The 25029-nt window shown below is 68.6% G+C and carries 15 protein-coding genes; 10 read left to right on the top strand and 5 right to left on the bottom strand.

The features are described 5' to 3' along the window. Window positions 1–75 precede the first annotated feature (75 nt). A complete protein-coding gene (locus ACVK00_RS08305; protein ID WP_284895486.1) occupies window positions 76–1479 on the top strand; it encodes an HdeD family acid-resistance protein in 1404 nt (467 codons plus the stop codon). A 181-nt stretch (window positions 1480–1660) separates the two neighbouring features. Next, entirely contained in the window at window positions 1661–2392 is a 732-nt protein-coding gene (locus ACVK00_RS08310) for a ribonuclease T2 (protein ID WP_284895484.1), read from the top strand. 71 nt (window positions 2393–2463) lie between these two features. Here the strand turns inward: ACVK00_RS08310 and ACVK00_RS08315 are convergent, their stop codons facing one another. From ACVK00_RS08315 to ACVK00_RS08325, 3 genes are all read right to left on the bottom strand, one after another. Beyond that, window positions 2464–3099, bottom strand: a complete 636-nt coding sequence (locus tag ACVK00_RS08315) for an isochorismatase family cysteine hydrolase (RefSeq protein ID WP_284895482.1) — start codon at window positions 3097–3099, stop codon at window positions 2464–2466. A 127-nt stretch (window positions 3100–3226) separates the two neighbouring features. After that, window positions 3227–4147, bottom strand: a complete 921-nt coding sequence (locus ACVK00_RS08320) for a LysR family transcriptional regulator (protein WP_284895480.1) — start codon at window positions 4145–4147, stop codon at window positions 3227–3229. 176 nt (window positions 4148–4323) lie between these two features. Continuing rightward, complete coding sequence (locus ACVK00_RS08325; RefSeq protein ID WP_166725940.1) at window positions 4324–5238, bottom strand: glutaminase; 915 nt, start codon at window positions 5236–5238, stop codon at window positions 4324–4326. A gap of 222 nt (window positions 5239–5460) precedes the next feature. Here ACVK00_RS08325 and ACVK00_RS08330 point away from each other — a divergent pair, with 222 nt between their 5' ends. Continuing rightward, on the top strand, window positions 5461–6171 hold the full coding sequence (locus ACVK00_RS08330) for a response regulator (RefSeq protein WP_166725939.1): 711 nt from the start codon (window positions 5461–5463) through the stop codon (window positions 6169–6171). A 64-nt stretch (window positions 6172–6235) separates the two neighbouring features. Next, entirely contained in the window at window positions 6236–7366 is a 1131-nt protein-coding gene (locus ACVK00_RS08335) for an ATP-binding protein (RefSeq protein WP_228908208.1), read from the top strand. Window positions 7367–7441: 75 nt separating this feature from the next. Here the strand turns inward: ACVK00_RS08335 and ACVK00_RS08340 are convergent, their stop codons facing one another. After that, window positions 7442–9832: a patatin-like phospholipase family protein gene (locus ACVK00_RS08340; protein ID WP_284895477.1), complete on the bottom strand. Its 2391-nt coding sequence runs from the start codon at window positions 9830–9832 to the stop codon at window positions 7442–7444. Window positions 9833–10088: 256 nt separating this feature from the next. On the opposite strand from ACVK00_RS08340, the gene mreB reads away from it, so the two are divergent. The 5 genes from mreB (at window position 10089) to ACVK00_RS08365 (ending at window position 22561) form a co-directional block, all read left to right on the top strand. Next, a complete protein-coding gene (gene mreB / locus ACVK00_RS08345) occupies window positions 10089–11123 on the top strand; it encodes a rod shape-determining protein (RefSeq protein ID WP_228908206.1) in 1035 nt (344 codons plus the stop codon). Between the two features lie 206 nt (window positions 11124–11329). After that, on the top strand, window positions 11330–11989 hold the full coding sequence (locus tag ACVK00_RS08350) for a YdcF family protein (RefSeq protein ID WP_284895475.1): 660 nt from the start codon (window positions 11330–11332) through the stop codon (window positions 11987–11989). Window positions 11990–12727: 738 nt separating this feature from the next. Continuing rightward, complete coding sequence (locus ACVK00_RS08355) at window positions 12728–19828, top strand: autotransporter-associated beta strand repeat-containing protein (protein WP_284895473.1); 7101 nt, start codon at window positions 12728–12730, stop codon at window positions 19826–19828. Window positions 19829–19985: 157 nt separating this feature from the next. Continuing rightward, complete coding sequence (locus ACVK00_RS08360) at window positions 19986–22211, top strand: amylo-alpha-1,6-glucosidase (protein WP_284895472.1); 2226 nt, start codon at window positions 19986–19988, stop codon at window positions 22209–22211. Window positions 22212–22309: 98 nt separating this feature from the next. Continuing rightward, window positions 22310–22561 (top strand): hypothetical protein, encoded by a 252-nt coding sequence (locus ACVK00_RS08365; protein WP_011659343.1) that lies wholly within the window; start codon window positions 22310–22312, stop codon window positions 22559–22561. Between the two features lie 495 nt (window positions 22562–23056). Here ACVK00_RS08365 and penR read toward each other — a convergent pair whose 3' ends face one another. Further along, window positions 23057–23947, bottom strand: coding sequence for a beta-lactamase transcriptional regulator PenR (gene penR / locus ACVK00_RS08370; protein WP_284895470.1), 891 nt, complete (start codon window positions 23945–23947; stop codon window positions 23057–23059). Between the two features lie 116 nt (window positions 23948–24063). Here penR and blaPEN-bcc point away from each other — a divergent pair, with 116 nt between their 5' ends. Beyond that, on the top strand, window positions 24064–24957 hold the full coding sequence (gene blaPEN-bcc / locus ACVK00_RS08375) for a PEN family class A beta-lactamase, Bcc-type (RefSeq protein ID WP_284895469.1): 894 nt from the start codon (window positions 24064–24066) through the stop codon (window positions 24955–24957). The last annotated feature ends 72 nt before the right edge of the window (window positions 24958–25029 follow it).

Raw genomic sequence — 25029 nt, forward strand, 5'->3', positions numbered from 1 at the left:
TCGCACGACGCGCGGTCGGTACGACAGGACACGCGTGGCCATCGCGTATCCCGAAAAAAATGATACGAGGGCGCAATGGTACGACTGGTCTTGCTGCTGCTGGGCATCGAATATCTGCGAACGCGCTGGCGCGGGCTGACCGTGCTGGGGTGGCTGTGGGTCGTCGCGGGCGTCGGCATCTTCATCGACGCGCTCGACGGCGCGCTGCATTTTCCGATCGAACTGTTCGCGTGGCTGTTCCTGATCGAGGGGCTCGCGACGCTCGCGGTGGCCGGCAGCGGCGTCGGCGGGCAGCGCATCCTGCGCTACGTGAAGGGCATCGCGGTCGTATTGGCCGCCGGGCTCGTGTTCGCGGGCCATCATCACGGCCACTTCCTGCTGTCGATGATCTTCGGCACGCTGTTCCTCGTCGACGGGCTGCTGCAGTGCACGTCCGCGTGGATGGTGCGTTACCGGCGCTGGAACGTCGCGTTCGCATGGGGCGTCGTCGAGATCCTGCTCGCGATCTTCTTCTACCAGCCGTACCCGACTCACTATGCGGGCACCGTGCCGTACTGCCTCGGCCTGCTGCTGATGTTCGGCGGGATGCACATGCTGAGCCTCGCCGCGCGCGTGCGGCGGCTCACGCGCAACCCCGCGTTCGTGACGTCGCCGGCGCCCGCGATCGTGCCCGACATCGACGCGGCGCCCGACGTGCCGCGCTTCACGCAATCCGAATGGGACGGCCCGCCGGCCGATCACGAGCGCGCGCTTACCGTGCACGTGTGGACGCCGACCGGCACGTCGAAGGGCGAAGCGCAGCGCTATCCGGTGATCGACCGCTACATCGCGGCGGTGGACGTCAACGGCGTGATCTCGACCGGCCATGCGGCGCTGGAGTCGCCCGAGGGCATCTACATCAGCCTGTATCCGGCCGTCGAGATCGATCGTTCTCCGGACGAATTCACGCGGCTCCTGCGCGCGACGCGCGAGAACGACGTGCCCGGGTTGTTCCAGCCCGACTATGCGACGGAATCGAAGGCGTGGTGTCCGTCGACCGTGCGCGTGCGGATCCGCAACTACGATCCGGCGAAGCTGGACGCCTTCTGGTCGTCGTACCGGCAGACAGTGACGTACAACCTCACGCACCGCAACTGCTCGAGCACCGTGTCGAACGCGCTCGAAGCGGCACTCGACGGCGCGGTGTGGCGGCTCAAGGGCACGCGGGCAGGGTGGGGTGCGTTCGTCCGCCTGTTGCTCACGCCCGAGCTGTGGGTCGCCGCGCAGATCCGCAAGCGCGCGGTGACGATGGCCTGGACGCCCGGGCTCACGCTCGACTATGCGCGGGCGCTCAGCATGCTCGCCGATCCGCGGCCGTTCGCGTGGTGGAAGGTCGCGCGCTCGGCCGTGACGGCGATCATCACGTCGCGCCGGGCGTGGCGTGAGCAGGACAGCGCGGCGCTGTCGACGGGTGGATCGGAAGCCGCGTCGGCGAAATAACCGCGTGGCGCCGCGCTGAGGCTTCGATCAGCGAGTCGGCACTCAGAGGCGTTGCGCCACCTCACGAATTCCTTCGTCCACCTTCATACAGATGCCATGTTGCGTCGGCAACAATCGCGGGCAGACATTCGACAATCTTGCGGCGCGTCCCGCGACCGCAAGCCTTTTCCGAGGAAACGCCATGCTCAAGACGCTCGCCCGCGCCGCGGCCGCACTCGCCGTCGCATCCGCCTCGCTGCACGCCACCGCGCAGACCAGCTACGACTACCTGTTGCTCGCGGCTTCGTGGGAGCCCGGCTTCTGCGCGTCACACGACACGCCGGAGTGTACGAACCTCGCCGGCACGTATGCGGCGACGAGCCTGTCGCTGCATGGCCTGTGGCCGAACCGGTATGACGGCAACCAGCCGTTCTACTGCGGCGTGCCGCAGAGCGACGTCGATCTCGACAACGCGCACCAGTGGTGCAGCATGGATGCGTATCCGGTCAGCACCGCGACCCGCAACACGCTGTCGACCTACATGCCGGGCGTGGCGTCGTGCCTCGACAAGCACGAATGGTTCAAGCACGGCACCTGCTCGAATTCGGCCACGCCGGACGCCTACTGGAACCAGGCGGCCGGCATGATCAGCCGGCTCGGCAACACGTCGTTCAACGCGTTCCTGCAGGCGAACGCGGGCAAGACGGTGACGCGCAACCAGTTGCTGTCCGCGTTCGAGGGCGCATTCGGCAGCAACACGCGCAGCGCGGTGTCGCTGAAGTGCACGAAGACCAACGGCGTCAGCTATTTCACGGAAGCGTGGATCGCGGTGAAGACGACCGCGACCTCGCAGTTTCCGAGTGCGGCGTCGCTCGTGACGGACGGCAATACGCAGGGGACGTGCCCGACGTCGGGCGTGTATATCGCGAAGTAACGCACGAAGTCACGCAGGATGCGCCGGCCGGGAGCGTTCCGGCCGGCGCGCGCGGCGCATGCGTTGCGCGTCTACGCGAGCAAGTGCAACGCATCGTCGAGCGACAGCACCGTCGTGCGCGTCTCGAACGCCGTCGCGAACAGATGCTCGTGCACGACCTGATCCGGGTCGTAGCAGCAGTCCTTCACCGTATACAGCCGGAAATCCGCATCGCTTGCGTGCGCAACCGACGACAGCACGACGCCGGTCGACGCAATCCCGACCAGGATCAGCGTATCGATACCCTGCGCGACGAGCCGCGCCTGCAGGTCGGTGCCGAAGAACACGCTCGCGCGATGTGCGGCGATCAGCGGCTCGCTGTCCAGCCGGCCAAGCGCCGGGCACGGGCCGTCGTCGACGAACAGGCCGAGCTGCTTGATCCCTTGACCGTTCTTGTTGCGCGGACTGACTTCCGGATAGCCGGGGCTGAAGCGGAGATTGGCGAAACAGACGTGGACGCCGCCGGCCCGCGCCGCATCGCACAGCTTGCGCGTGTTGGCGAGCAGGGTGGGCGCGACCGACGGAAAGAGCCCGAGGATGTCGGTCTGGTAGTGCATGACGACCAGCGCGGTTTGCGCCGGCACGATCGGCGGAATCGGCGCGTGCGTGCGGGTGTCCGTGCCTGCGTGGCGAGTCGTTGCGCGATCTGAAGCGTGTTCCGGTTGCATGACTGATGCTCTCCCAAAAGTCACTTCGGTGCGTGTATGTCGTCGACCATTCTAGTGCCTGCGTGCTGGAAAACGGGCTGGCAAGAAACGGATTCGTCGCCGGGTGTCCACGGTACGGACATTTGCCTCAAGTCGCGATGCTGCGCGTGCTGAACAGCGTGGAGATCAGATCGATTTGATCCAGTCGATTAATCCACCATTTCAAGGCACGTCCTGTCTTGTCCTCACGCCAGCCGAGGTAGCAGGTTGTATGGTCCCGCACGCCTGTTACGCGCCGCTCGACAAGCTTTCCCTGACGGATCGGCTCCTCGACGACGGGCGCGGGCAGCATGCCGACGGCCATGCCTTCGCAAAGGAGGTCAAGTTTGGCGGCCAGGGTCGGCACGACGATGACCGGTTGTCCGTCATGAATCGCCACCGATCTCGGTTCGAGGGCGCGCGACGTGTCGCTGATGACGACGCCGCGATGACTGGAAATCGTGCCGCTGTCGAGCGGTTGTTCGACGGCGGCGAGCGGGTGATGCGGCGCCACGACGAAAACATGGCGCAACAGGCCGATCGGCCTTGCCGCGACGTTCGGCGCGTGTGGCGGCTCCCCCGCGGCGCCGATCGCGATATCCGCCCGCCCCGTCACGAGCGCGTCCCATACGCCGCCGAGCACTTCGGTCGACAGACGCAGCCGCGTGGTCATTTCCATGTCATAGAAAGCACGAACGTGCGGCCACAACGACGGGAGCGGAAGAATCTCGTCGAGGCACAGTCTGAGCTCGACCTCCCAACCCGCATGGACACCCCGAACCTTGCTTTCCAGCTCCCGCCCCGTCTGGAGCAGACGACGACCATCCTCTACTAGCAGTCTTCCCGCCTCGGTCAGCTGCGCTCGCCGTCCGCTGCGATCGAACAGGGTGACGCCGAGATCGCTCTCTGCCTTTTGCACCAGGTAGGTCAACGCAGACGGTACGCGATGAATCAGCACGGCTGCTTCCGCGAACGTGCCCGCGCGATCTATGGCATCGAGCGCCTCCAGAACTTCAAACGACAACTTCAAAACGATTACCTTTTAGATGGGCCGCTGATCTTCGGCGCAGGAGGCGGGGCGCCAATGGGAAGCGGTCAGGCTCGCGGCCGCTTGGCACGGCCGGCAGCTTGGGTCAGTGGTCTGCGGGGGGCACTACCTTGGCCGCCGCGACGACGCTTTTCGGAATTGCGCCTAACTTCACCACCTCAAAAAATCGACCGCCCCGTATACGTCGTCAACCATTCGAGGGCCAACGTCCCCGCCAGCGAGTTCCCGTTCGCGTCGAGCCCCGGCGCCCACACGCACACGGCCATTTCGCCCGGCAGCACCGCGACGATCCCGCCGCCGACGCCGCTTTTCGCGGGCAGGCCGACGCGATAGACGAAGTCGCCCGCCGCGTCGTAGGTGCCGCAGGTCAGCATCAGCGCCGACAGCCGCTTCGCCGAACTCGCATCGACGATCCGCTCGCCGGTGACGGGCGCGACGCCACCGTTCGCGAGAAACAGCGCGGCTTGCGCGAGCTCGACGCAGTTCATCGTGATCGCGCACTGGCGGCAGTACGCGTCGACCACCGTGTCGGGGGGCATCTGCATGTTGCCGAAGCTCGCCATGAAATGCGCCATCGCGCGGTTGCGTTCCGCGTGCTGGAACTCCGACAGCGCGACGCGCGAATCGTAGTCGAGATCGGTCGGGCCGATCAGCCGCCGCACGAATTCGACGAGCGCGGTCTCGGCCTTGACGAAGCGGCGGCACAGCACGTCGGTGACGACCAGCGCGCCGGCATTGATGAACGGGTTGCGCGGCTTGCCGCGTTCGCTTTCGAGCTGGACGAGCGAGTTGAACGCGGTGCCGGACGGCTCGCGGCCGACCCGTTCCCACAGCGCGTCGCCGAGCAACTGGAACGCGAGCGTGCACGCGAACAGCTTCGAGATGCTCTGGATCGAGAAGCGCTCGTGCGCGTCGCCGATCGTGTAAACGTTTCCGTCGAGCGTCACGACGGCCATCCCGAACTTGTCGGCCGGCACCTTCGCGAGCTCGGGAATGTAGTCGGCGACGCGCCCCTGGCCGATCCAGGGGGCGAGTTCGGTATGGATGCGTTGGAGGATCGGCTGGTAGTTCATCACGTGAGGCAGGGCGGGCGCGGGGCCCGGTTTCCAGGGAGCCCGTATGGAACCGTTTCGGCGCCGGTTCGTCAAGCGCGGCAGCCATCGCACCCTTATTTTTCAGATCTCCAAACGGGCAATCGGCGGGCGCAGTATCATGCGGTACGTTTCGGCCGCTGGCCGGCAGCGGGCGCAAGCCTGCCGCCGCGGCGGTCCCCCCGTATGATCCGACCGTTGCCCATGTCTTTTCGCATCCTGCTCGTCGAAGACGACACCCGCCTGTCCACGCTGATCGCCGGCTACCTGCGCAAGAACGACTACGAAGTCGACACTGTGCTGCATGGTGACGCCGCCGTGCCGGCGATCCTGTCCATGCGCCCGGATCTCGTCATTCTCGACGTGAACCTGCCGGGCAAGGACGGCTTCGAGATCTGCCGCGAAGCGCGCAAGCAGTACGACGGCGTGATCATCATGGTGACGGCGCGCGACGAGCCGTTTGACGAACTGCTCGGCCTCGAATTCGGCGCCGACGACTACGTGCACAAGCCGGTTGAGCCGCGCATCCTGCTCGCGCGGATCAAGGCGCAGCTGCGCCGCGTCCCGGCGCGCGCGGCCGAAGGCCCCGCGGCGCAGCCGGAGCGCTACACCTTCGGCCAGTTCTCGATCGACCGCACCGACCGCTCGGTCGTGCTGCCCGGCGGCGGCTCGCCCGACCTCACGTCGGCCGAGTTCGACCTGCTGTGGGTGCTGGTGTGCCATGCGGGAGAGGTCGTCAGCCGCGACGACCTGATGCTGCAACTGCGCGGCGTCGAGTTCGACGGCCTCGACCGCACGATCGACGGGCGCATCTCGAAGCTGCGCCGCAAGCTGCACGACGATGCGGGCAACCCGCAGCGGATCAAGACGATCCGCAGCAAGGGTTATCAGTTCAGCAAGCATGCGTGGGAATGACGCCGCCCCGGCGCGACGCCGCCGGCCGCCGCATCCCCGCGTCGCACGATAGCCGGAAGCCGTGATGATCCGACGCACCCCTTCGCACCCCGATGCACCGCCGCTCTCGACGCTGCGCTATGTCAAATGGCGCTGGCTGCATTTCCGTCGCGAGTGGACCGATATGCGCGCCGACCGCATTCCGAGCTGGTCGCGCCTGTACGTGCGCACCTACCTGCATCTGCTCGGCCTCGTGCTGCTGACCGCGCTCGTGCCGGCGCTCGCGCTGTGCGTCGTGTTGTCGCCGGAAGTCGTGTGGCACGCGTTCGACGCGCTGCCGGGCGACATCTGGATCGTGCTCGCGTTCATATTCGCCGCGCCCGCGCTCGCCGCGTATCGGTGGATGCGGCCGGTCTGGTCGGATCTCGTGATGGTGCGCGAGCGTGCGATCGACTTCACCGGCGGGCGCTTCAACACGCGCGCGCGGGAATCGCACAGCGTGATCATCGGCCCGCTCGCGCGCACGCTCAATGCGCTCGCGATGCGCATGGAACGGCTGATCGCCGCGCAGCGCGACCTGACGAACGGGATCTCGCACGAGCTGCGCACGCCGCTCGCGCGCGTGCGCTTCGCGCTCGAGATGCTGCGCGAACCGGGCTCCGCCGCCGAATATCACGGGGCGCTGGAGAGCATCGCGCAGGACGTGACCGAGCTCGAGGAGCTGATCGACATGAGCCTCACGTATGCGCGGCTCGAATACAGCTCGCTGCAGTCGAACCTCGAGCTGACCGCGCCGGTGGCGTGGTTCGAGCACCAGGTCAGCGATGCGCAGCTGCTGTATCCGGAACGCGCGATCGAGTCGCGCATCGCGATCGCGTCGGACCTGCGCGTGAAGATGGACCGGCGGCTGATGTCGTATGCAATGCGCAACCTGCTGCGCAATGCGAGCAAGTATGCGAAAGCGCAGATCGTGGTCGGCATCTCGATCGAGCACGGCAACATCGCGATCTTCGTCGAGGACGACGGCCCGGGCGTGCCGGAAGACGAACGCGAGCGGATCTTCGACGCGTTCGTGCGCCTCGACCGCCGCACCGGCGGCTACGGGCTCGGCCTCGCGATCACGCGACAGGTGCTCCATGCGCACAACGGCCGGATCGCGGTCGTCGACCCGGTCGAACTCGGCGGCGCGCGCTTCGAGATCAGCTGGCCGATCTGACCGCCCGGCCGACGCGGTCGGCCAACGGGGTCGCCGCGCCGCGGAGGCCGCCGCGGCGACCGCCGCACGTGACGGTCAATACGTGCGGCCGAGCTGCAGGTAGATGTTGCGCCGCCCGCCCGGCGCGAGCGCGACGCCCATGTACAGCGGACCGAACGCGGTCGACAGGCTCGTGAAGAACGTATAGCTCTGCTTGAGCGCGCCACCGCCCACCTGCACGCCGCTCGACCACACGTTGCCGACTTCCGCGCTGGCGCCCACCGACAGCGCCTTGATCGGGGACGCGTTGAACGTCGCCAGCTGGTTCATGTAAGTCACGTTCCCGTACGCGAGTTCGTTGCCGGTCAACTGGTCGGCCGCATACGCGGCCAGATGCTGGAACCCGCCGAGCGTGAAGTTGAACGCGTTGATCAGGTTGGTCCCGCCGATGCTCTTGCCGCCCTCGACCGTTGCGCTGACACTGTGCCGGCCGAACTGTTGCGCGATCATCGCCTTGCCGTAGAGCTCGGTGTAAGGCGTGTTCGACGTATCGGCGAGGTTCGCCGCGGACTGGCTGTTGTGCGACCACAGCGAGCGTTCGACACGGAATTCGCTGTAGTAGCCCTTGCGCGGGAACATCGGATCGTCGAGCTGATCGATGACGAGCCGCGCGCGCGCGGTCAGCGCCTGCGACGTGAAGCTCGGCCAGATCAGCGTCGAGCTGCCGTCATCGGTCGGGAACGGCAGGTTGTAGTTCGGTGAACCGTGCCCGGTCGCGTAGCCGATGCCCATCCGGAAGTCGCCGAGCCGGCCGATCGGCAGCCCGAAGTCGATCCCGGTGCGTGCCGTCTGCATCAAATACTGGTTCAGTTTCACCTCGCCGCTGTCGTCGTACAGGTTCACGTAGCGACGCTGATATTCCGCATAGGGCGAAATGTAGAGGCCGTACGCGGCCGGCAACGGCTGGCGCAATTCGACGCGCGCCGACAGCAGGTCGCTGCCGATCGTCGTATCCGCGCGGAACTCGAGCCCCGATTCGGTGAGCCACGGCCGCCGGTAGCCGACGTGCAGGCGGAAGCCGCCTTCGTCGGTCGAACTGCTCGACATCCCGACGCCGAACAGCAGGAAATTCGGCCCCCAGTATTTCTCGCGCGCATCGATCACGAGCACGTTCTCGTCGCCGTGGCTCACGATCTGCTGCGTCACGCTCTCGAAATTGCCGCCGGTCGTCAGCCCGAGCAGGTCCTGGCTGACGGTCGCCGGATCGTAGGTGTCGCCCGGTTTCACGTGCAGCGCGTCGCTGACGACACGCTTGGGGATGCCGCCGGCCGTCTTGATCTCGATGCGCGTGATGCGGATCGGCGGCGGCAGCGGCTGCGCATGGGCGGACCGGTAGGCCGCGTACTGTTCCGGCGTGAGCGCGAAGCGCTTGAGCCGCGGCAGCGCCGCGGTCGCGGCGGCCGCGCCGGCGGCGATCGCCTGCTTCGCGTTCTGGAAATCGGTGAACGCGAGCGCGCCGAGGTCGGGCGTGAGCAGCACGTCCTGCGCGGCGAGCTGCTGGCGCTGCGACGTCACGTTCTGGCGAATCAGGATGCCGACCATCTGCTGCATCACGTCGGCCGGCGACGCGAGCGCGTCGAGCGGACGCAGCGGCGAGCCGATGTCGACGGCGATCACGACCTTCGCGCCCATGCGCCGCGCGGTGTCGACCGGGAGGTTGCTGACGAGCCCGCCGTCGACGAGCGCGCGGCCGTTGATCTCGGCCGGCGCGAACAGGCCGGGCATCGCCATGCTCGCGCGGATCGCGAGCGGCAGCGAGCCGTGGTCCAGCACCACCATCTGGCCCGTCTGCAGGTCGGTCGCGACCGCGCGATACGGGATCGGCAACTGGTCGAACGGCTGGTTGGTCGGCACGGCGGCCGTCCAGTTCGCGAGCAGCGCCTGCAGCCGGTTGCCCTGGACGAGGCCGACCGGCGCCTTCACGCCTTTCTTGCCGAAGCCGAGCGTCAGGCTGTTGATGTACAGGCGCTCGTCCTCGCGGCTGCTTTGCGGCAGGTCCGCGCGGTCGGTCACGTCGAATGCGATGTCGGCCAGGTTCACCTCGGACAGCCGCTTTTGCATCTCGTCGGCGGCCATGCCGCTCGCATACAGGCCGCCGACCACGGCGCCCATGCTGGTGCCGGCGATGCAGTCGATCGGGATGCGGTTCTCCTCGAGCACCTTCAGCACGCCGAGGTGCGCGTAGCCGCGGGCGCCGCCGCCGGACAGCACGAGGCCGACCGGCGGCCGGCCCGCCGGCCCGCCGTCGGCGTTGCAGGTCGGCGCGGCGGGGGCGGCCGGTGCGGCGGTAGTGGCCACCGGCGCGGTGCGGGTGGCGGTGTCGGCGGCCGGCAAGGCCTGCGCGGCAACGGTGCTGCACCAGAGCGCAACGAGCGTTGCGCCGATCTGGCGCACCCCGAGCCAGCGGAGAGTAGCGGTCGCTGTCATGGTGGAATACCTGGCGTGATCGGGCGTGAGACGCCTGCCGGGAGCAGGCAAGACCGAGAGATTACCGTGTTTCACAAGTGCAACGCGAGCCGCCGATGCGTAGGCGCGGGCCTGCCGAAACGCGTTTTCGGCAATTTCGTCGCGAAATAATCATCGGAAGTGTCTAAAGTATCGGAACGATTTGCCGCTAAGTCCGTGATGGGGCGGTAAAGGCGCGCCGCGCGGATGCGGCTGGTTTGTTCAATAAAGGCTTGATATGTCGACACCGCTGTTCGGAAAGTTGTTTGCGCAACCCGTTGCGATCGACCCTGGAACGGCGAGTACGCGGATTTATACGCATGAGCGCGGCGTGGTGCTGAACCAGCCGTCGGTCGTCTGCTTCCGCAAGGGCGGGGCGTCCGACGCGCGGCCGACCCTCGAAGCGGTCGGCGAGCTCGCGAAGGCGCTGCTCGGCCGCGAGCCAGGGCACCTGGAGGCCGTGCGGCCGATGCGGCACGGCGTGATCGCCGATGCGCACGCCGCCGTGCAGATGATCCGCCGCTTCATCGACATGTCGCGCACGCGGTCGCGCTTCAGCCGCCGTGTCGAGGTCACGCTGTGCGTGCCGTCGGATGCGACGGCGGTCGAGCGCCGCGCGATCCGCGAGGCCGCGTTCGCGGCCGGTGTGTCGGAGGTCGAACTGATCGAGGAAGCGCTCGCGGCCGGGCTCGGCGCGGGCCTGCCGGTGACCGAGCCGGTCGGCTCGATGGTCGTCGACATCGGCGCCGGGACGACCGAAGTCGCGGTGATCGCGCTCGGCGGCATCGTCTACCGCGAGTCGATCCGCGTCGGCGGCAACCAGTTCGACGCGGCGATCATCAACTACGTGCGCAACCTGTACGGCGTGCTGCTCGGCGAGCAGACGGCCGAGCGCGTGAAGAACACGATCGGCTCGGCCACCCGTGCCGTGCCGCGCACGTCGACACGCGCGATCGGGCGCGGCATCGAGGACGGCCTGCCGCGCTCGATCGAGCTGTCCAACCACGATGTGGCGGACGCGCTGGCCGCGCCGCTCAAGCAGGTGATCGGCGCGGTGAAGTCGGTGCTGGAAAACGCGCCGGCCGAACTCGTGACCGACATCGCGCACCGCGGCGTGGTGCTGACGGGCGGCGGCGCGCTGCTCGCGAATCTCGAGCGCCTGCTGCGCGACGAGACCGGCCTGATCGCACGAATCGCCGACGACCCGGCCACCTGCGCGGTGCGTGGCGCCGGTGAGGCGATGGGACGGCTTGCGATGTGCCCGGTGGATTGACGCCGGCCGGGCAGGCTCGTCGACGTTCCTTGAAAGTCTTTTGAACCCCGAAGCTTCCGGGATGCCGGAACGTCGTCCAGTTCCTCCGGATACGTTCACGCGTCATGTCGACCGCGAGACCTGGACATGCGCGAGCGCGGCGTGGCAGTATGCCGGGCCGCGTGCCGCCCAAGCCGGCGGCACACTTCTCCAGGAGTCCGACACCATTGAAGCAGCGTTTCAAGCGGGGCAGCGTGGCCCGGATCGGCCGTGTGCTGGCAGCGTTCGCGTGCCTGTGGATCGTCGCGGCCGTCGTGCTCGTCGGCGCGGGGATGCGGATGTCGAGCGAGCCGGCCGATGTCGCGGTGATCTTCGGCAATGCGCTGGATGACCGCGGCGCGCCGAAACCCGTGCTTGCCGCGCGGCTCGACGTCGGCGTGCGCTGCTATCGCGAAGGGCAGTGCCCGGCGTTCCTCGTCAGCGGCGCGATCGACGGCCCCGGGCTGAACGAGGCGACCGCGATGCGCGACTACCTGGTCGCGCACGGCGTGCCGGCCGACCGGATCGCCGTCGACGATCAGGGCGACAACACGCTCGCAACCGCGCAGCACACCCGCGCGTACATGCAGGCGCACCGGATGTCGCGCGTGCTGATCATCAGTCAGTATTACCACCTCGCGCGGGTGCGCCTCGCGTTCGAGCGGGTCGGCATCGCCGGCGCGAACATCTCCGCCGCGTATCCGCACCACTTCCAGTTGCGCGATATCTATTCGAGCTGGCGGGAAGTGCCGGCGTACGCGATCTATGTGCTGCGTCTGTGGCTCAATCCGGATGCGCGGCCTGTGTCGTTCCGGCCGATGCTTTATCTGATGAGCCTGTTTTCGTAACGCGACGCGGCGCGATGTCTGCCGCGCGTGTGCCGGGTTTCGATTTTCCGCGCCGCGGTCCTTTTCCGTTTCCAATTTTCTCGCCGAATCACGCCGAATCCGGTGCGCTATCCCATTGATGGATCGGTACCGCCGTCACCGGATCATTAACGACGATCCGCATCGCAGACTTCAAGCAACGCCGGATTCGAAAGTGATTTGCAGGATGTTGAAAATCCGCTTTTGGTTCGGCGGATCAAGGCGCTCGGCGATTTTTTCGGCCTATCGGCGTGAGCGCGGATATATCCCCTCGCGCAAATTCCGTTCCAAATTCAGGATAGGGAGTATTGGTGTTTCCACTGACTGCAACGCCGGGAAAGCCTTCCCACGCCTCGCGCGGAATTACCGGAATGCTTCAGTGGTTCTACTGGCGGCACGTCAGCGCCAGTAAAAAGTACATATTTCGTTGATCTGGTTCAGATAGTAAAACATCGACTGGAAAACCTTGTTTTTTTGATATAGCCTTGTCTGACAAAAGAAGGGCGGTAATTAATCAACCAGAAAATCGCTGCATAAAAAACAAGGGGCCAGGGCATGTCATTCGGCTAGTTTTGCGTTCGCAAACGAGAATCGATTAACCAGCAGTTCATCCACGAATAAACCGACGTCGTTCCGCGACCGCCGGAAGGGACGCTTTCGTCCCGAATATTCCGCCGTCGCCGATCCGATTCAGCGGTCAAGCCGATGCCGAGGGGAAGCATGAACATTGCGCATTCGAAGAAGAGCGGCGAGTCGTTTCCGAGGTTCCTGTTACCGACCGGCGTTTTCCTGGCCTTGTCGGGTGCGGGCATCGTTTCCGCCTATGCGACCTGCTCGACGGCGGGCACGACGGTGACCTGTTCGGGCGTCGCGAATCCGCTGGCGCCAAGCTATTCGAACAGCGCGAACAACCTGAACGTCACGGTGAACCCCGGCGCGAGCGTCGGCGTGCTGCTCGGCGTGGGCGGCACCGCGATGTCGCTGACCGGCAGCAACAACACGCTGACCAACAACGGCACGATCGATCCGACCGTGCTCGGCACGGGCCTGGGCGTGCTGTCGAGCGGCGCGGTGGTCGGCAATGCGGCGGCGAGCACCACGACCGTGACCAACAACGGCACGATGAACGGCTCGACCGGTGTCGCGATCAGCGGCGTGACGGGCATGGCGCTGTCGGTGCAGAACGGCACGGGCGGCACGTCGACGATCACCAACACCGGCACGATGGGCTCGACCCCGCTGGTCGGCGCGACGCTTGTCGGCGCGGATGCGCCCGTGGTCGCCGCGTACGGCGGCGGCACGGTCAACATGACGAACAGCGGGACGATCACCGGCCGCGTGTCGCTCGGATCGAACGGCACGCCCGGGCAGGGCAATACCTTTACCAACTCGGGCACGATCAACGGCGGCGTGTCGATGGGCGCGAACAGCACCAACACGTTCAATGCCGTGACGGGCTCGTCGGTCAACACGGCGGGCGGCACGGGCGGCGCGTTCAACATCACGGTCGGCCCGGTCACGCTCGGCGTCGCGGCGACCGGCACCGTCGACGGCGGCGCCGGCGGCAACAACACGCTGGTGCTGCAGCAAGGCGCGTCGGCAAACGGCACCATCGCGGCCAACAACTACATCAACTTCAATCATCTCGACGTCACGAGCGGCAACTGGACGATCAACGGCGCGTCGACCGCGCAGGACGCGACGCTGGCGGGCGGCGTCGCGATCATCGGCAACAACGCGTCGCTCGGCACGGGCACCATCACGGCCACCGGCGGTGCGCTGCAGGCAGGCGCCGTCGGGCTCAACGTCAGCAACAACGTGGATCTCGGCGCGGGCGGGTTGACGGTGCAGGGCGCGACGGGGCTCTCGCTGTCGGGCGCGGTGACGGGCGCCGGCGCGCTGACGAAGAACGACGGCGGCACGCTGACGCTGTCGGGCGCGAACAGCTACACGGGCGGCACGAACCTGAACGCCGGCGGCCTCGTGGTCGGCAACAACGGCGCGCTTGGCACCGGTGCGCTGAACGTCAACGCGTCGGCGTCACTCGACACGAGCACGAACGTGACGCTCGGCAACGCGGTCAATCTCGCGACGGGCGCGACGCTGACGCTGGGCGGCAGCAATGCGCTCGGCCTGGCCGGCACGATCAGCGGCACCGGCGGGCTCGTGAAGAACGGCGCGGCCACAGCAACGCTGACCGGTGCGAACACGTACACCGGCGACACGACGATCAACAGCGGCACGCTGGCGCTCGGCGCGGGCGGCAGCCTTTCGTCCACGGGCACGGTCAACCTCACCGGCGCGGGCGCGACGTTCGACCTGGCCGGCGCGACGGGCACGCAGACGATCGGTTCGCTCGCCGGCGCGGCCGGCACGAACGTGAACCTCGGCGGCAATTCGCTGACGCTCGACGGCAGCGCGAATACGACCTACGCCGGCACGATCGCCGGCACGGGCGGCGTGACGCTGTCGGGCACCGGCACGCAGGCGCTGACCGGCGCGAACGTCTACACGGGCGACACCAACCTGAACGGCGGCAACGTCGTCGTCGGCAGCAACACGGCACTGGGCTTCGGCGCGGTCAACGTCAACGGCTCGTCGACGCTCGATGCGACCGCCAACGTATCGCTGGCGAACGGCGTCAACCTCGCCACCGGCACGACGCTCACGGTCGGCGGCAGCACCGACCTCGGGCTGAGCGGCACGATCGCCGGCGCGGGCGGGCTCGTGAAGAACGGTGCGGCGGCGCTGACGCTGGCGGGCGCGAACAGTTACACGGGCGGCACGACGCTGAACGCCGGCAGCCTCGTGCTCGGCAACAACGCGGCGCTCGGCACGGGGGCGCTCAGCGTCGGTGGCGCGGCGACACTCGATACGACCACGAGCCTGTCGGTCGCCAACGCGATCGATCTCGGCGCGAGCGCGACGCTGACGCTCGGCGGCAGCAACGCACTCGGGCTGAGCGGTGCGATCACAGGCGCGGGCGCGCTCGTGAAGGACGGCGCGGCGACCACGACGCTGACGGGCACGAACACTTACACGGGTGGCACGACGATCAACGCCGGCACACTGGCGATCGGCGCGGGCGGCAGCCTGTCGTCCACGGGGACGGTGAACCTGGCCAATGCGGGCGCCGCATTCGACATCGGCGCGGGCGGCGCACAGTCGATCGGCGCGCTGTCGGGCGCGGCCGGCACGAGCGTGAACCTGGGTGCAAACGCGCTGACGCTGGGCGGGACCGCAAGCGGCACCTTCGGCGGCACGATCGGCGGCACCGGCAGCCTGACGCTGGGCGGCACCGGCACGCAGACGCTGAACGGCGCGAATACCTATACGGGTGGCACGAACCTGAACAGCGGCAGCCTCGTGCTCGGCAACAACGCGGCGCTGGGCACCGGGGCGCTGAGCGTCGGCGGCGCGGCGACGCTCGATACGAATGCGAGCCTGTCGGTCGCCAACGCGATCGATCTCGGCACGGGTGCGACGCTGACGCTCGGCGGCAGCAACGCGCTCGGGCTGGGCGGCGCGATCACAGGAGCAGGCGCGCTCGTGAAGGACGGCGCGGCGACGACCACGCTGACGGGGACGAATACCTACACCGGCGGCACGACGATCAACGCCGGCACGCTGGCGATCGGCGCGGGCGGCAGCCTCGCATCGACCGGCGCGATGAATCTCGCGGGCGCGGGCGCGACGCTCGACCTGAGCGCCGCGTCGGGCGGTCAGTCGCTCGGCGCGCTGTCCGGCGTCGCGGGGACGAGCATCAATCTGGGCGGCAACGCGCTGACGCTGGGCGGGACGGCAAGCGGCACCTTCGGCGGCGCGATCGGCGGCACCGGCAGCCTGACGCTGGCCGGCACCGGCACGCAGACGCTGAACGGCGCGAGCACCTATTCGGGCGGCACGCACCTGAACAGCGGCGGCCTCGTGCTCGGCAACAACGTGGCGCTCGGCACCGGCGCATTGAATGTCGGCGGCGCGGCGACGCTCGATACGAACGCGAACCTGTCGGTCGCCAATGCGATCGATCTCGGCACGGGCGCGACGCTGACGCTCGGCGGCACCAACGCACTCGGGCTGAGCGGTGTGATCTCCGGGTCCGGCGCGCTCGTGAAGGACGGCGCGGCGACGACCACGCTGACGGGGACGAATACCTATACCGGCGGCACCACGATCAACGCCGGCACGCTGGCGGTCGGCGCGGGCGGCAGCCTGGCATCGACCGGCGCGATGAATCTCGCGGGTGCAGGCGCGACGCTCGACCTGAGCGGCGCGTCGGGCGGGCAGACGCTCGGTGCGCTGTCGGGCGTGGCCGGCACCAATGTGAGCCTGGGCGCGAATGCGCTGACGCTGGGCGGGACCGCGAGCGGCACCTTCGGCGGCGTCATCGGCGGCACCGGCGGCCTGACGCTCGCGGGCACCGGCACGCAAACGCTGTCCGGCGCGAACACGTACACGGGCGGCACGACGATCAACGGCGGCAGCACGCTCGCGCTCGGCGCGGGCGGCAGTCTCGCGGCGAGCGGCGCGGTGAATCTCGCGGGCGCGGGCGCGACGTTCGACCTGGGTGGTGCGTCGGGTGCGCAGACGATCGGCGCGCTGACCGGCACGGCTGGCACGAACGTGAACCTCGGCGCGAATGCGCTGACGCTGAGCGGCAGCGGCAACAACACGTTCGGCGGCGCGATCGGCGGCACGGGCAGCCTGACGCTGGCCGGCGCCGGCACGCAGACGCTGACGGGCACGAACACGTACACGGGTGGCACGACGATCAACGGCGGCAGCACGCTCGCACTCGGCGCGGGCGGCAGCCTCGCATCGACCGGCACGGTGAGCCTGGCCGGCACGGGCGCGACATTCGACGTGAGCGGCGCAGCGGGCGCCGAGACGATCGGCGCACTGTCGGGCGCGGCCGGCACGACCGTGAACCTCGGCGCGAATGCGCTGACGCTGAACGGCAGCGGCGCCAGTACGTTCGGCGGGACGATCGGCGGCACCGGCGCCGTGACGGTCGCGGGCACCGGCACGCAGACGCTCACGGGCGCGAACACGTACACCGGCGGCACGACGATCAACGGCGGCAGCACGCTTGCGCTCGGTTCGGGCGGCAGCCTCGCATCGGGCAGCACGGTGAACCTCGCGGGCACGGGCGCGATGTTCGACCTGAGCGGCGCGTCGGGCGCGCAGACGCTCGGCACGCTGACCGGCACGACCGGCTCGAACGTGAACCTCGGCGCGAACGCGCTGACGTTGAACGGCAGCGGCAACGGCACGTTCGGCGGCGCGATCGGCGGCACCGGCGGCCTGACGCTCGCGGGCACCGGGACGCAGACGCTGACGGGCGCGAACACGTACACCGGCGGCACGACGATCAACGGCGGCAGCACGCTTGCGCTCGGTTCGGGCGGCAGCCTCGCGTCGACCGGCTCGGTGAACCTGGCCGGGTCGGGCGCGACGTTCGACGTGAGCGGTGCAGCGGGCGCCGAGACGATCGGCGCGCTGTCGGGGGCCGCTGGCAGCACCGTGAACCTCGGCGCGAATGCGCTGACGCTGAACGGCAGCGGCGCCAGTACGTTCGGCGGGACGATCGGCGGCACCGGCGCCGTGACGGTCGCGGGCACCGGCACGCAGACGCTCACGGGCGCGAACACGTACACCGGCGGCACGACGATCGACGGCGGCAGCACGCTCGCGCTCGGCTCGGGCGGCAGCCTCGCGTCGACCGGCGCGGTGAACCTCGCCGGCACCGGCGCGACGTTCGACGTGAGCGGCGCAGCGGGCACGCAGACGATCGGCACGCTGTCGGGGGCGGCCGGCAGCACTGTGAACCTCGGCGCGAACGCGCTGGCGCTGAATGGCAGCGGCAACGGCACCTTCAGCGGCGTCATCGGCGGCACCGGCGGCGTGACGGTCGCAGGCACCGGCGTCCAGACGCTGACCGGCAGCAACACGTACACGGGCGGCACGACGATCGCGTCGGGCGGCACGCTGCAGCTCGGCAACGGCGGCACGTCGGGCAGCGTGGTCGGCAATGTCGTCGACAACGGCGCACTGATCGTCAACCAGTCCGGCGGCGTGACGCTCGCGAACGTACTGTCCGGCACCGGTTCGCTGACCCAGGCCGGCAGCGGAGCACTGACGCTGACGGGCACCAATACGCTGAGCGGCCCGACGACCGTCGCCGCGGGCACGCTCGCCGTCGCCGGTTCGCTCGGCCAGTCGGCCGTGACCGTGCAGAACGGCGCGACGCTGACGGGCACCGGCACGGTCGGCGGCGTCGTGGTCCAGGGCGGCGGCGTCGCGGCCGCGTCGCAACCGGGCGCGGCGCTGAACGTCGCCGGCAACGTCACGTTCCAGCCGGGCTCGACGCTGCAGGTCGCGGTCACGCCGCAGCAAAGCGGCAGCATTGCCGCGGGTGGCACGGCGACGCTGAACGGCGGCACCGTGCAGGTGCTCGCGAACCAGGCCAGCTACCAGCCGAGCACGACGTACACGATCCTCAGCGCATCGTCGGGCGTGCAGGGCGCGTTCAGCCAGGTGAATTCGAACTACGCGTTCCTGATGCCGACGCTCAGCTACGATCCGAACCACGTGTACCTGCGGCTCGTCACGAATGGCACGGCGCTGCCCGACGTCGCGACGACGCCGAACCAGCGCGCGGTCGCGACTGCGATCGGTGCGCTCGGCGCGGGCAACCCGCTGTACGACAAGGTGCTGACGACCGATGCGGCCACCGCGCGCCAGGCCTACGGGATGCTCGACGGCGAACTGCAGGCGAGCATGAAGAGCATGTTGCTGCTCGACAGCCGTTATGTGCGCGACGCCGTGACCGATCGCGTGCGCCAGGGTCTCGCGCCCGGATCGGGGCCGCTCGCGGCGCTGTCGTCGGGCGGGGCCGCGCTGTGCGGCGACAACACGGCCGGCGTGACCGACCCGACGCTGCCGCCGGAGCGCCGGATCGGCTCGCGCGAGGGCTGCTACGGCGGCACGCCTTACCAGCCGGTGGTCTGGGGGCAGGCGTTCGGCGGCCGCAGCCGGCTCGCGGGCGACGGCAACGCGTCGACGATCAACCGCAGCATGACTGGCTTCATCGCCGGTGCCGACATGGCGCTCAACGACAAGTGGCGTGCCGGTCTGGCCGCGGGCGTCACGCACAGCTCGCTCGACAACGACCGCAGTTCGTCGGCGTCGGTCAACAGCTACTACCTGTCGCTGTACGGCGGTGCGCAGTACGGCGCGCTCGGCGTGCGCGGCGGCGCGTCGTACACGTGGTACCGGATCAACACCGATCGCTATCCGGGCTTCGCCGGCTTCTCCGATCACGATTCGGCCGGCTACAACGCGCATTCGGCGCAAGTGTTCGGCGAAGTCGGCTACGCGCTGCCGCTCGGGCCAGTCGCGCTCGAACCGTTCGCGGGTCTGGCCTACGTGAACCTGCATACCGACGGCTATACCGAAAGCGGTGGTGCAGCCGCGCTGCAGGCGGGCGGCCAGACGACCCACATCGGGTTCTCGACGCTCGGCCTGCGCGCCGCGTCGCAGCTCGGCTCGATCGCGAGCGGCACGTTCACCGCGCGCGGCATGGTCGGCTGGCGGCATGCGTTCGGCAACGTGCGGCCGTCGTCGGCGTTCACGTTCGCGAACGGCGGCACGTCGTTCCAGGTGTCGGGCGTGCCGATTGCGCGCGACAGCGCGGTACTCGAGGCCGGCATCGACGCGAACATCACGAAGCGCCTGACGCTCGGCCTCACGTTCAGCGGCCAGTACGGCAGCGGCGTGCGCGACAACGCGGTGCTCGGCAACATCCTGTGGAAGTTCTGACCGGCGCCTGACAGGTCTGTGCGCGACGCCATGCGGCGACGGCACCGTCGCATGGCGTCCGCGTCGTGTTCGTCGCTGCGCGCATTCCCCGTTCTGGCCTATCCTGTGCGAAACACGCGACGCGCGCCGCGCGTTGCGCCTCGACACAGGAGCATCGATGCCGAATCACGCCGAAGCCACCACGACGCAGGCGCCGCAAGTCGCGCCTCTGCCTCCAACTCAAGCGTCCGGCCCCGCATTCATCGCACCCGAAGCCGATCCGCAGGCGCTCGCGCGCAACAACCAGTACGTGCTGAAATCCGGCGACGCGTTCGTGGTCGGCGACGCGCTCGGCGACATCAGCGGGCACGACGACGGCCTGTTCGTCGACGACATGCGCGTGCTGTCGACCTGGCGTCTGACCTTCGGCGGGCGCGCGCCGTCGCTGCTGTCGGGCGCGACGAGCGCGGACAACGCGTCGTTTACCGCGCACCTGACGAACCGCCCGCTGCCGCCGCTCGGCGGCAAGGAGACGCCCGAGGGCGTGATCCACATCGAACGGACGCGCGTGCTCGCGGGCGACGTGCTGTACGAAGCGCTGACGCTGACGAACTACGGCGCGAGCGAGGCCGAAGTGCCGCTGTCGCTGTCGTTCGCGGCGGATTTCAAGGACATGTTCGAAGTGCGCGGCACGCTGCGCCCGAAGCGCGGCACGGTGGGCGCGCCGCGCGTCGACGCAGGTGCGGTGCGGCTGCGCTACGACGGCCTCGACAAAGTCGAGCGCAACGTGACCGTGCATTTCTCGCCGGCGCCCGATGCGCTGTCGGTCGATCGTGCCGATTACACGCTGACGATCGCCGCGCAGGCATGCGTGTCGATCTACCTGACCGTCGACGCGACGCTCGATTCGGCGCACCACGGCGCGGACCCGGGATGCGGGCGTGTCGCGCTGCGCACCGCGCTCGTCGGCGTGCATCGCGAGATGCGTTCGCGACGCGAGTCGATGGCGCGCGTGCACACCGGCAATCCGCTGTTCGACGCGTGGCTCGACCGGTCGCTCGCGGATCTCGGGCTGCTCACGACGCAGCTCGATACCGGGCCGTATCCGTATGCGGGCATTCCGTGGTTCTCGACCCCGTTCGGCCGCGACGCGGTGATCACGTCGCTGCAGATGCTGTGGCTGCAACCGTCGCTCGCGCGCGGCGTGCTGCGCTTTCTCGCGGCGCATCAGGCGCGCGAGACCTCCGCGTTCCGCGACGCGGAGCCCGGCAAGATCATGCACGAGTTCCGCCGCAGCGAGATGGCCGCGACGGGCGAGGTGCCGTTCGCGCTGTATTACGGCGGCGTCGACACGACCCCGCTGTTCATCGTGCTCGCGGGCGCGTACGTCGAACATACCGGCGACGATGCGCTGATCGACGAGCTGTGGCCCGCGCTCGAGCGTGCCGCGCAATGGGTGATCGACAAGTGCGACCGCAATCCGTACGGGTTGCTCGATTACCAGCGCACGTCGGAGCGCGGCCTCGCGAACCAGGGCTGGAAGGACAGTCACGATTCGGTGTTCCACGCGGACGGTCGCTTCCCGGACGGCCCGATCGCGCTCGTCGAAGTGCAGGCGTATGCGTGCGCGGCGCTCGAGGCGATGTCGATGTGCTCGCGCCGGCGCGGCCATGCGGCCGATGCGACGCGCTATGCACTGCGCGCGAAGGCGCTGCGCGACCAGGTCGACGCGCTGTTCTGGATGCCGGACGGCCAGTTCTACGGGATCGCGCTCGACGGTCACGGCGATCTGTGCCGCGTGCTCGCGTCGAACGCGGGCCATCTGCTCGCGTTCGGGCTGCCCGACGCGCAGCGCGGCGCGGCGGTCGCGGGCGTGCTCGGCTCGACGCTGTTCCAGACAGGCTGGGGCATCCGCACGCTCGCGGCCGGCCAGCCGCGCTTCAACCCGATGGCCTATCACAACGGTTCGGTGTGGCCGCACGACAATGCGCTGATCGCGCGCGGGCTCGCGCGCTACGGCGACAAGACGGCCGCGGTGAACCTGCTGCGCGCGTTGTTCGAGGCGGCGGTCAGCTTCGAGATGCGGCTGCCGGAGCTGTTCTGCGGGTTCCCGCGCCGGCGCGGCGAACCGCCGACGGCCTATCCGGTCGCGTGCTTGCCGCAGGCATGGGCGGCCGGTGCGCCGTTCATGATGCTGCAGGCGTGTCTGGGCGTGAGCGTCGACGCGGCGCGCCACGAGGTGCGGGTCGAGCGCCCGACGCTGCCTGAAGGCGTCGACTGGCTGCGCATCGACGATCTGCGCGTCGGCGACGAAACCGTCTCGCTGACGTTCCGTCGGGTCGACGGCCAGGTGGTCGCGGCGGCGGCGCAGCCGGGGCGCGTGAAGGTGGTCGCGCTGCTGTAGCGCAGGCGGGCGCGAACGTTGCGCGATGTCGCGCCACGTTCGCGCGCAGCGGCATAGAATCGTGACATGACCCTTGAACGATACGGGAGGCAACTACGATGACGACCGACAATCGGCCCGACGATGGCGAGCAGAAGCTCGAGAATCTGGAAGCGGCGGTCGACCACCTGCACAAGTCGATCGAGTCGCAGAGCATCGCGGCGGGGGCGGCGAAGGGCATCCTGTTCAGCCTGATCGAAACGCTCGGCGCGCTGATCGGCGATCCCGACCTGCCCGAACATGCGCGCTCGGGCTATGAGGCGCTGCGCGACAAGGCGAGCGAATTGCGCAGCGGGCTCGACCGGCATTGACGAACCGGCAGCGCCGGCGCCGGCCGCACGGCCCGCGCCGGGGCTGCCCAATCCTGTGCGGCCCGCACAAAACCCCGTGCGCTCAATGAGTTAGCCGGCTGGTGCGCAGGATATCCACAAGCTTGCCAACACAATCTGTGGAGAACCGGCCGGCCCCGATTCGGACGCGCAGCGTACGCTGCGAGGTGGCCAACGATGCCGTGTCGTTGACCTGCCGGGCACGATCTACTGAATCCCCTTTTGTATCAGGATGTTACGTGTCACATCAGTGGAATATCCACAGGCTTGCCAACAAAATCTGTGGATAAGTCTCACCTGATTGCTTCCTGATGGTTGACGATCCCGCGGGCGGCGGCCGTTGCGCCGAACCCCGTGCGCACGGGCTGCCCGATGTGTGCATCGTCGCCGTAAATCGTGCGCGATCAACGAGTTAGGTCCCGGGTACCCAGGATATCCACATCCTTGCCAACAAAATCTGTGGACAAGCCGGGCCCGTCATTCGACCGGTGCCGCGTCAGCCGCTTCCGCAACGATCCAGTCGCGAAACAGCGTCATCGCCGGCGTGAGCGGCTTCGACTTCAGCGATGTGAGCCAGTAGCCGCCCGCGCGCATGTCGATGTCGAGCGGCCGCGCGAGCAGGCCCAGCTGCAGTTCGCGCGCGAACATGCAGGCCGGCGCGAGCGCGATGCCTGCGCCTTGCATCGCCGCCTCGACCATCAGCCGCGACGAATCGAACACGGGCCCGTTGACCGACCACGGTTCGAGCTGCGCGGCGTCGAACCAGCCGAGCCATTCGTCGGTGCGGTACGAGCGCAGCAGCGTTTCGTTCGCGAGATCGGCCGGCGCTGCGAGGCGCCGCGCGATCTCCGGCGCGCACAGCGCGGTGAGCGGCGCGTCGAGCAGCCGCTCGTTGCGCGTCGCCGGCCAGTTGCCTTCACCGAAGCGAATCGCGAAATCGAGGCCCTCGGCCGCGAGGTCGACGACGTTGTTGTTGGTCCGCAGCCGCAGCTCGACGAACGGGTGCGTGTCGCCGAAGCGCTTCAACCGTGGCATTAGCCAGCCTAGGGCAAAGGTGCCGACCGCGCCGAGCGTGAGCACCTCGTGGAAGCGCCCGCCGTCGAACTGCTTGAGCACGGTTTCGATCCGGCTGAAGGCGTCGCTGAGCACCGGCAGCAGCGCGCGTCCTTCGTCGGTGAGCCCGAGGCCGCGCGGCAGCCGGGTGAACAGCGCGCAGCCGAGCCGTTCTTCCAGCGAGCGCACCTGCTGACTCACGGCCGCCTGCGTCACGCTCAGCTCGAGGCCGGCGCGCGTGAAATTCAGGTGGCGCGCCGACGATTCGAACGCGCGCAATGCATTCAGTGGAAGATGAGGGCGGAGCTTCGTCATAAGAATTTCTTGTGGCAGCGCTCAATTATCGTTGCTTGTCAGGCAACCGTAAAGTCACGATAGTGCTGTCTCGCCGGCCGGCCGTTTCGCATCCATTCCACCACGAGAGACCTGACATGACCTACTCATCGCAACGTCGAACCCTGTTGCTGGCCGCCGCGACGGCGCCGCTCGTCCTGACCGTCACCGCATGCGCGTCGTCGCCGGCCGCGGGGCAGGACGTTTCGTCCGCGACGTCGTTCGCCGCGCTCGAGCACGCGGCCGGCGGCCGTCTCGGCGTGTGCGCGATCGACACCGCGAGCGGCCGGCGCGCGCAGCATCGCGCGGACGAGCGCTTCCCGTTCTGCAGCACGTTCAAGGCGATGCTGGGCGCGGCGGTGCTCGCGCACAGCGTCGAGCGTCCGGGGTTGCTGCAGCAGCGCGTGACCTACGGGCCGTCCGATCTCGTGAACTACTCGCCGGTGTCGGGCAAGCATGTCGACACGGGGATGACCGTCGCCGAGTTGTGCGAGGCGGCGATCCAGTACAGCGACAACTCGGCTGCGAATCTCGCGATGAAGCTGATCGGCGGACCGTCGGCGGTGACCGCGTATGCGCGCTCGATTGGCGACGACGCGTTCCGGCTCGATCGCTGGGAGACCGAACTGAACACGGCGTTGCCGGGCGACCCGCGCGACACGACGACGCCGGCCGCGATGGCCGCGAGCATGCGCGTGCTCACGCTCGGCGACGCGCTGCCGCCCGCGCAGCGTGCGCAGCTCGTTGCATGGCTGCGCGGCAACAAGGTTGGCGACAAGCGGATTCGCGCGGGCGTGCCGGCCGGGTCGCAGGTGGCCGACAAGACCGGCACCGGCGACTACGGGACGACGAACGATGCGGGCGTGATCTGGCTGCCGTCGCGCGCGCCGATCGTGCTCGCCGTGTACTACACGCAGGCGCGTGCCGATGCGAAGCCGAAGGACGACGTGATCGCGGCCGCCGCACGCATCGCGGTTGCGACGCTCGCTTGAGCGGGCGGCGCGGCGTGCGTGATGGATGGATGGATGGATGGATGAAGCGACGGAGGCACGCCGTGCCGCAGT

The sequence above is a fragment of the Burkholderia sp. PvR073 genome, assembly GCF_054055695.1.